At 61.6% G+C, this 8,505-nt stretch carries 8 protein-coding genes; 3 read left to right on the forward strand and 5 right to left on the reverse strand.

The genetic code is table 11. The features are described 5' to 3' along the window. Window positions 1-44 precede the first annotated feature (44 nt). Together V5B39_RS07840 and V5B39_RS07845 are read left to right on the forward strand one after the other, a co-directional pair. On the forward strand, window positions 45-1,361 hold the full coding sequence (locus V5B39_RS07840) for an acetyl-CoA C-acetyltransferase (RefSeq protein ID WP_332342340.1): 1,317 nt from the start codon (window positions 45-47) through the stop codon (window positions 1,359-1,361). Beyond that, window positions 1,358-3,280, forward strand: a complete 1,923-nt coding sequence (locus V5B39_RS07845) for a 3-hydroxyacyl-CoA dehydrogenase NAD-binding domain-containing protein (protein ID WP_332342341.1) — start codon at window positions 1,358-1,360, stop codon at window positions 3,278-3,280. Before V5B39_RS07840 ends, V5B39_RS07845 begins: the two co-directional genes overlap by 4 nt. A 99-nt stretch (window positions 3,281-3,379) precedes the next feature. On the opposite strand, the gene V5B39_RS07850 is transcribed toward V5B39_RS07845, so the two are convergent. Next, entirely contained in the window at window positions 3,380-4,078 is a 699-nt protein-coding gene (locus V5B39_RS07850; RefSeq protein ID WP_332342342.1) for an esterase/lipase family protein, read from the reverse strand. 91 nt (window positions 4,079-4,169) lie between these two features. Beyond that, window positions 4,170-4,694, reverse strand: coding sequence for a hydroxyphenylacetyl-CoA thioesterase PaaI (gene paaI / locus V5B39_RS07855; RefSeq protein WP_332342343.1), 525 nt, complete (start codon window positions 4,692-4,694; stop codon window positions 4,170-4,172). Between the two features lie 417 nt (window positions 4,695-5,111). Here paaI and paaX point away from each other — a divergent pair, with 417 nt between their 5' ends. Beyond that, a complete protein-coding gene (gene paaX / locus V5B39_RS07860; RefSeq protein ID WP_332342344.1) occupies window positions 5,112-6,059 on the forward strand; it encodes a phenylacetic acid degradation operon negative regulatory protein PaaX in 948 nt (315 codons plus the stop codon). A 226-nt stretch (window positions 6,060-6,285) separates the two neighbouring features. Here paaX and V5B39_RS07865 read toward each other — a convergent pair whose 3' ends face one another. The 3 genes from V5B39_RS07865 to V5B39_RS07875 are packed head-to-tail and all read right to left on the reverse strand — an operon-like array spanning window position 6,286 to window position 8,341. Next, window positions 6,286-6,564 carry a hypothetical protein gene (locus tag V5B39_RS07865; protein WP_332342345.1) on the reverse strand — a complete coding sequence of 93 codons (279 nt, stop codon included), beginning with the start codon at window positions 6,562-6,564 and terminating at the stop codon, window positions 6,286-6,288. A gap of 34 nt (window positions 6,565-6,598) precedes the next feature. Further along, window positions 6,599-7,558, reverse strand: a complete 960-nt coding sequence (locus V5B39_RS07870; protein ID WP_332342346.1) for a serine hydrolase domain-containing protein — start codon at window positions 7,556-7,558, stop codon at window positions 6,599-6,601. 3 nt (window positions 7,559-7,561) lie between these two features. Beyond that, entirely contained in the window at window positions 7,562-8,341 is a 780-nt protein-coding gene (locus V5B39_RS07875; RefSeq protein WP_332342349.1) for a M15 family metallopeptidase, read from the reverse strand. Window positions 8,342-8,505 lie beyond the last annotated feature (164 nt).

Below are 8,505 nucleotides of genomic sequence, written 5' to 3' on the forward strand. Positions count from 1 at the left end.
GAGCAGGGGTTCCGCGCCTTCCGTATTTGGCAGAAGGAGAACCCATGGGATGCCAGCCCGTGTATGTCGTCGATGGCGCGAGAACGCCTTTTCTCAAAGGCCGCAACGCACCCGGGCCGTTTTCGGCGAGCGATCTGGCGGTGCAGGCCGGACGTGCACTGCTGATCCGCCAGCCGTTTTTGCCGACTGACCTTGATGAGGTCATTCTGGGTTGTGTCAGTCCGTCGCCCGACGAAGTCAACATCGGCCGTCTTGTCGCCCTGCGTCTGGGTTGCGGCCATCAGGTACCGGCCTGGACCGTGATGCGCAACTGCGCCAGCGGCATGCAGGCGATCGACTCGGCGATGGCCAACATCCAGAATGGACGTTCGCATCTGGTGCTGGCCGGTGGTGTCGACGCGCTGTCGCATGCACCGCTGTTATACAATGAAACGATGGTGCGCTGGTTTGCACAGATGATGCAGGCCCGGGCGCTCAGCCAGAAGATCGGCGTGTTCACCCGGCTGCGTCTGTCGCAGGCGCTGTCACCGGTCATCGGCCTGTTGAAGGGTCTGACCGACCCAGTTGTGGGTCTGCTGATGGGGCAGACTGCCGAAAACCTTGCCTGGCGCTTCGGTATCTCGCGCCAGCAGATGGACGAATACAGCGTTCGCAGCCACCAGCGCGCAGTCGCTGCGCGCACCGCCGGATACCTTGGCGAGATCGTTCCGCTCGTTGACGGCAAGGGCAAGGTCTACAACGATGATGACGGGGTGCGTGCCGATTCGAGCATGGCCGGACTCGCCAGGCTCAAGCCGTTTTTTGACCGCAGGTATGGCCGCGTGACTCCAGGCAACAGCTCGCAAATCAGCGATGGGGCCGCATGGTTGCTCCTGGCTTCGGCGGCCGCGGTCGAAGAGTGGCAGCTCGAGCCGCTTGGCGCCATTATCGACAGCCAGTGGGCTGGCCTGGATCCGGCACAGATGGGCCTCGGCCCGGTACATGCCGCAACGCCGATCCTGCAGCGCCATCAGCTTGGGTTGGCGGACATCGACCTCTGGGAAATCAATGAGGCCTTTGCTGCGCAGGTGCTCGGCTGTCTCGCCGCCTGGGAGTCGGACGATTACTGCCGCGAGCAGCTCGGCCTGCCGGGCGCGCTTGGTCAGATCGCGCCGGAGCGTCTCAACATCGACGGTAGTGCCATTGCAATCGGTCACCCGGTCGGCGCTTCCGGTGCTCGCATCGTCCTGCATCTGCTGCAGGCCCTGCGTATTGCCCGGGCGAAGCGCGGTATCGCCGCAATCTGCATCGGTGGTGGCCAGGGAGGGGCGATGTTGCTGGAAACCCTCGATCCAGCACAGGTAAGACGGGGAACTTCATGAATATCAATGGTTTTCAGAACTGGCGGGTGTCGGTGGACGCGGCAGGTATCGCCTGGGTGACGCTCGACCGCGTCGGCGAGTCGACCAATGCGCTTTCCAGTTGGGTCATGAACGAACTCGCGCAGCTTCTCGACCAGTTCGATAGCAAACCACCGAAAGGGCTGATCTTCCGGTCGGGGAAGGCGGCCGGCTTCATCGCCGGTGCCGACATCCAGGAGTTTACTCAGCTTGATACTGCCGAGAAGGGCATCGAATTGGTGGCGCGTGGCTGGCATCTCTTCAACCGTCTGGCAGCCGTTTCTTATCCGACGCTGGCGCTGGTACGCGGCCACTGCCTGGGTGGCGGGCTTGAACTGGCGCTGGCGTGTCGTTATCTGCTGGTGGTTGACGAGCCATCGACCCGGATGGGGTTGCCGGAAGTGATGCTCGGCATCGTTCCGGGTTGGGGGGGCATGTTGCGCCTGCCGGAACGGATTGGCCCGCAAGCAGCGCTCGACATGATGCTGACCGGCAAGACGATCGATGCCGTCAAGGCGAAACGCCTCGGGCTGGCCGATGACTGCGTACCGGCGCGCGTCATGGATAGCGCCGCGGCATGGCTGGTGCTCGCCAATCAGCCGCGCCGCCATCCGCCCCTGCTGCAGCGCCTGCTCGACGGTCCGTTGAAGGGTCTGGTGGCGAGTGCTGCGAAAAAGCAGGTCGGCAGGCGCGCGCGCCGCGAACATTATCCGGCACCATACGCGATTATCGACATCTGGGCCAATCACCAGGGGAATGCGCTGGCCGCACCGGCGCTGATCGGCGGCATTGTCCGTTCGCCGACGGCGCGCAATCTGGTGCGCGTGTTCTTTCTGCAGGAACGCCTGAAGAACTTCGGCAAGGCCAGCAGTGACACAGTCAGGCGCGTGCATGTCGTTGGTGCCGGCGTGATGGGCGGCGACATCGCGGCCTGGTGTGCCCTGCGCGGGCTGACCGTCACTTTGCAGGATCAGGGAATGGAGCGTATTGCTCCGGCCCTGCAACGCGCCTATGCGGCATGGAGCCAGCGCATCCGGGACCAGCGCGAACTGCGCAACGTCATGGATCGGCTGATTCCCGACCCGGAAGGCCACGGTGCACGCCAGGCGGACGTGGTGATCGAGGCCATTTTCGAAGACCTCGACGCCAAGCGCGCTTTGCTCGCCAGGCTCGAAGCAGTGATCAAGGCCGACGCGGTGCTGGCGACAAACACCTCCAGCCTGCGCATCGAAGACTTGTCCACGGTGCTGGCCAGGCCACAACGTCTGATCGGGATTCACTTCTTCAACCCGGTCGCGAAGATGCCGCTGGTCGAAGTCGTTGCCGCTGCAGGTGCCGATCCTGAAATGCTGCAGCGCGGGACCGCTTTCGTCAAACAGATCGATCGCCTGCCGTTACCGGTCAAAAGCGCACCGGGCTTCCTGGTTAACGCCGTTCTCGGTCCCTATATGCTCGAAGCGATGCGCGCCGTCGATGAGGGTTTCTCGGCGGCAACGGTGGACGAAGCGATGCTCGCCTTCGGCATGCCGATGGGCCCGATTGAACTCATTGACATGGTCGGACTCGACGTTGCCATGGCTGCAGGCAAAAGCCTTGCAGGGGCCACCGCCGAGCCACCGAAATGCCTGCTGGAACGTTTCAATGCGGGCTTCCTCGGCAGAAAAACTGGCCGGGGTTTCTACGACTATCCTGCTGGCCGACCCGCCAAAGGGCCGGCGGGACCTGTTCCCACCGGCCTCTCCGCTCGCCTGGTGAAGCCCCTGCTCGACCGCACGCAGCAACTCGTCAACGACCGGATCGTTGCCGATGCCGATCTGGCTGACGCCGGCGTGATCTTCGGTACCGGCTTCGCTCCCTTTACCGGGGGGCCGATGAACTATGTCAAAGGGCTGCAGGCCTGAAGTGGCAATGGCCTGGGTTAAACCCCTTCCCAATCCGGGTCCGGCGGGATGCCCGCCAAGACGGTCGCGCCGATGATCCTTTTTCAACCGCCTGGTGTGCTACTCGATCAGGAGGCGCTCCTCCTGCCTGGCTGCGTGCATGAAACGACCGCTGGCCAGGAAACAGGCGATCTGCGCGGCACAGCGCCGCGAGACGAGCATTTCCGAGTGAGCGAGTGGCAGGTCGATGAAGTCGATGGCACCGGGTAGTCGCGCCTCGTCCAGCGTGACGAGGCCATCGTTAGGCTCCGGCAAGCCCGCCAGCACGCGACCCAAACCGACGCTGCGCGTACCCGCCAATACCCCGACTTCGACTGTCGACCGCTGCAGCGCGGTGGTGTCGGGGCCACGGGATAGCCACTCCATCGTGGATTGCCCAAGCAGCGTCGGGAGTCTCCAAACGTCTGACAGGCGACGCGCAGCGTAGCTGTCACGGCAGGGGGTACCGAGCAGGACGGCTCGGTGCAGACGGGGATCGCCCGTCCGCGCCAGCATGTCCAGGATGATCAGCCCCCCCAGACTATGGCCAACCAAATGAATGCGCTGGGCGCTGGTTTCGGCCACACAGGCCTGCAGTTCCATGGCGTTCTCTGACAAGGTCGCGCGCACGCTGTGGTAGCCGAAGCGCAGCGTGCGGTAGCCAAGGCGCTGCAACCATCGGCTGTGCAACACGAACACTGCCGCTGGCATCCACAAACCGTGCACCAGGATCACCAGTTCTCCTGTATGGCCATCCGCAGCCGCTACCTGATAATTCAAGGCCTGCTCCGCATGAATGGGGAGGTTCGACCTGGGGAAAAGCCGTGTGCCGCCATGGTGGCCGACTGGAGCCGAGGTGCCTTGCAGCGCTTCACTGGGGGTTGCCCTCGATTCTGCTGCTGTTTGGGGCCGGGCGATGGCGGCTGTCCTCTGCTTCCAGTCCAGTGATGACTTCTCCGGCGATGCGGTAGGACTTGCCGCGGAAAAGGGCAATGACGTGCCCCTTGCGATCCCGGATGGTGGTGTCGTAGACGCCGGTACGCCCGGCGAGAGAGCGCTCCTCACACTCGGCTTCCAGTTCTTCGCCTTCACGCGCAGGGCTGAGGAAGTCGATGTGGCAGGCCGAGGCAACCGTGTTACGGTTATAGCTATTGCAGGCGTAGGCAAAAGCGGAGTCAGCAAGGGTAAAAAGGAAACCGCCGTGGCAGATATGATGAGCATTGACCATATCGGGTCGGACGACCATCGAGAGCAGCGCGTACCCTGGTCGGATCATCATCAGACGGATGCCGATCAGCTTCAGTGCAGCATCGCGGCTGTACATTGCCGCGGCGGTTTGTTCGGCGAGCAAGATCGGCTCTTGTGCGTTGTGCCCGGCGCTGTTGGACTTGGACATGCAGGTTCCTTTCGGAAAAGACATTGGGTGGGTTGCGAGTGACAACGTTCTGCTGACAGGATGAGTAAAATGGTGGGTGCGAATGAAAGTGTAGGAGCCCTCCCAACACTTTCATTCGCACCCAAAAATGCTACAAAACAAGCCGATTAATGTCAGAAGGCGTATCATAACGCCCTTTTTGACAATTTTATCGGCAAGGTGACAGCGTGCAGATGACAGGAGTCGTGCTGATACCCTGGAGCAAATGGACGAGAAGTCACAGAAACGGGTTCGAGAGAAAGGCCGTCTGATCGAGGCCGTGCCGGATTTTCGGCCCGACGGACAGATTGCCTTCTCATGCACCAAGGGATGCCGATCGTTCGGCTCGCTGCGTCCTTGGGCAAAGGTGATACTCGACGCCACAGGGATGGCGTCCTGATGAATGTCGCAATGCATGCACGGATCGACGACTTCAGGCAGCAGAAGCGAGTGCATGCCGGTTCCCTGATTGTCTCGCTCTTTGGCGATATCGTGTTGCCACGTGGCGGGCGAGTCTGGCTGGGTAGCCTGATTCATTTGCTCGAACCGTTGGGGGTCAATGAGCGCTCGGTAAGAACGGCCGTCTTTCGCCTGACTAAAGATGAGTGGCTGTGTAGCGAAGCGCTGGGCCGTCGTAGCGAATACCGACTGACGACTTCCGGGGAACGTCGCTGTGCCGATGCCGCGCGACAAATCTATGCCGCCCGCGCGCCGTACTGGGATCGTCGCTGGCGACAAATTCTGGTACTTGGTGCTTTCGCTCAGAAAGACCGCGATGCGCTGCGCCGTGCGCTCTTCTGGCAAGGCTTTGGTGCCCTGGGGGCGGAGTGTTTCGTGCACCCCAGGGCGGACCTGCCCAGTGTCCTCGACGCCCTGCTGGTAGATGGCCTGGCGGATTTGCTGGCCGGTTTGATGCCGTTGCTTGCCGCAGATGCTAGCCTGGTGGGTACGGCCGGCAACGCTGACCTGGTTGCACGGGCCTGGGACCTGCGCGAACTCGCGCAGGCCTATACCGAATTCGTCAGCACTTACAATCCTGTCCTGGTCGAGCTGCGCAGTGACCCCCTTGCCGCCGCCGATGAGGAGGGTGCTTTTCTTTTGCGTTTACTATTGATCCACGACTATCGGCGTTTGCTGCTCCGCGACCCGGAACTTCCCGAGCAATTATTGCCGACGGACTGGCCGGGAGAGTCCGCGCGGCTGCTGTGCAAGGATCTCTACCGGCGCTTGCTGATGCCCGCCGAGCGCCATCTTGACCGTCTTTTGTTGACTGCCGACGGCGCTTGTCCGCCTTTACAGCCGACAGTCTATGCACGTTTCGCCGAAGACGATCCACTGCCGCCTTGACGTGCCGGCGCGTGCTGCCGCGCATGAATGTGAAGGTCGCGTCAGTGACGCACGAATTATTTTTCTCCCGAACCTGGGAGGGTGATCATGAGGCGAGATGGGGTATTCACGAAGTTCCGGTCAAACGGTCATGACTTTGCAAGATACCCCCGATGATGAAAGTCATGACCGCTTCCCTCTCCCCCGACCCCTCCCCCACGAGGGGGAGGGGAGATTCGAGAGTCGCTCACGACTTCCATAGTAACGAAACCGGAGCATTATTGGCCGCAAGGTCGGTGCTCCGGTGTGGGGCGATGCGAGGCTGTGTGATTCCCCGTTCGCTTTGCGAGGCCGGACTGGTCTGCTTGATCTTGTTCTTCCAGTAACCGAGCGGAGGTGTTTCCGAACTGTCGACCTGGGGTGCGATTTCCTGCGCCTGCAGTGGTTCTTCGGGTTGCACAGGTATCTTCGGTGCCGATTCACAAGCGGCCAAGGCAAGGACCAACACGATGGGCAGAGGTTTCATCGGCATCGTGGAAGCTTGGGTACGGGGAAGTGGATTATAAGCTGGTCAGTACGGCGTAACGTCGCCGATGAATTTCCAGCGGGGAGAGAAGCGCTCCTGCGGGCCCGCTTCGGTGAGCCAGGAGACAGATGCAACTCGCGTCTTCGGGGCGAAAGAAAATCGCCGGGCCGGTAAAGCCCGTATGCATCCACCACGATGGATTGGTTCCGGTAGGGGGAGCGTTGGGCACGTCCGCGGGCATTTCAGTTCCACTGTGCTCGATGACTCGACACATGCCGTCCAGCGGCAGTCTATCCAGCAGCTCGCCGAATTGGCCGGGGCCGTTGGCTACGCGCCATAGCCCAAGTCCCCACACGGTGCCGTCGACCGATCGTGCATGGGGGAGCGTCATGTTCGGTGCATGAGTCGTCCGCCAGGCCATGAGCCAGGGCAACAGGAGTTCTGCATTGGCCGCGAAGCCGGCATGGCCTATCATTCCCGCACGCGCATTCGCATCGTGCGGCAAGTTCGACATGCTTTCCGGGAAGGCAACGTCGTGACCGGCAAGGAACCAGGCTTCCCGGTCCGGCCCCGGAGGAAGCGCGATCGGCGCCTCACGCCACGGAGCTGGCAGGAGACCCGTCATCCGTTGCCCAAGTTTCGCCCAGGACTCGCCACTGACCGCCTCGACGGCCTCAGCCAGCAAGCGGTAGCCGAGATCCGAATAACAGGCAGGAAACTGGCCGCGTTCGGCGACCGGCTTCACCAGGAGAGGGTGTTGATTCCACGGAAGGGGGGCGCTGAGCTGCTGAGCTAGCGGAACCCCGTTGTATGGAAGCCATGGCGGTAAGCCCGCCGTGTGCGAAAGCAGTTGGCGCGCCGTCAAGGGCCACGTCAGTTTGCGAAATCCGGACAGGGGGGGAAGATGGCTCAGGTCACGATCCAGGTCCAGGTACGTGAGAGCCAGCGGCGTCGTGACGAGCGGTTTGGTCAGTGAGGCGAGATCGAACAACATGAATCATCTCTCCTGGCTTTTGCAAGTGCATTCGGCCACGAGCAGCTCTGGGCGGTACTCGAAATGGATGGTGTCGAAGTGAAACCATTTCCCGCCCCAGATAAAGCCGTTGGCTTCGAAAATGGTCACGACATCCCGCAACGCTCGATCTTGCAGAACACGTTCCGGGTAGGCACAGGATTTTTCCGGTAGGCACCCTGCCCAGAGCCAATAGTGACCCAGCCCGTGCGGGAGCCTGAAATCAATCGCGATACCAAAGCTGTGGCTGCTTGTCCGTTTCGTCCCTTGTATGGTGCGCCAGTTAAGTGTTCCCACCGGGCTGGAGACGAGATGTCGAAGCTCGGGACGAGCGGCGATGGCCTTGCCGACTCGGATGAGCGCTTGGTCAGCGCCGGCGACTCGGCTGAAAGCGAGGGATTTGCCTGTCGGGGCCCAGCTCACCTGAACGATATTTCGCTGTACGGCAAGCTTATCCTCACCGTAAAGGCGTTTGAAGAACGGCTCATGCCGCATGCGTCCAGGATCTTCGTTGAGTCGCGGTTGATCGACCGGAAAGCCCGGCGAGTAACATTGACTCATCTGATCATGCAAATTGGCGTGGTCAAGCCGGTCCTCGAAGTTGCCCTGGCTGCCCGAGCCGTAAGGCAGGCGATGACCATCCGCCAGAACCAGGTTGTCGCCGTCCTTTTCAAGCAGGAACCCCGGGTAGGCTTGCAGCAGGCAATCGATGCCCTGTTGCGAAGCTGAATAGGCTCCCGAGGATAGGGTGAGCAGCAATGGCACGATGCTCAAGAGTCGTAGAACTGGTACGGGTTTCCTGTCTCCCCCTGTGTCAGACTAGTTGTCGCCTCGATAGGATCTGAAACCGGGGGCAATAACGAGGTGAGGAAATGGCAAGATACGGACAAGTGATGAAGGATCGGGTGGTAGCGAAGCTGTTACCACCG

The sequence above is a fragment of the Accumulibacter sp. genome (assembly GCF_036625275.1).
In the GTDB taxonomy this organism is placed as follows: Bacteria; Pseudomonadota; Gammaproteobacteria; order Burkholderiales; family Rhodocyclaceae; genus Accumulibacter.

What these genes read in the sequence shown, in the direction of transcription:
- V5B39_RS07845 (WP_332342341.1), top strand. Translation starts at nt 1,358, where the DNA reads ATGAATATCAATGGTTTTCAGAACTGGCGGGTGTCGGTGGACGCGGCA.
- V5B39_RS07865 (WP_332342345.1), bottom strand. Translation starts at nt 6,564, where the DNA reads ATGAAACCTCTGCCCATCGTGTTGGTCCTTGCCTTGGCCGCTTGTGAA.
- paaI (WP_332342343.1), bottom strand. Translation starts at nt 4,694, where the DNA reads ATGTCCAAGTCCAACAGCGCCGGGCACAACGCACAAGAGCCGATCTTG.
- V5B39_RS07840 (WP_332342340.1), top strand. Translation starts at nt 45, where the DNA reads ATGGGATGCCAGCCCGTGTATGTCGTCGATGGCGCGAGAACGCCTTTT.
- paaX (WP_332342344.1), top strand. Translation starts at nt 5,112, where the DNA reads ATGAATGTCGCAATGCATGCACGGATCGACGACTTCAGGCAGCAGAAG.
- V5B39_RS07870 (WP_332342346.1), bottom strand. Translation starts at nt 7,558, where the DNA reads ATGTTGTTCGATCTCGCCTCACTGACCAAACCGCTCGTCACGACGCCG.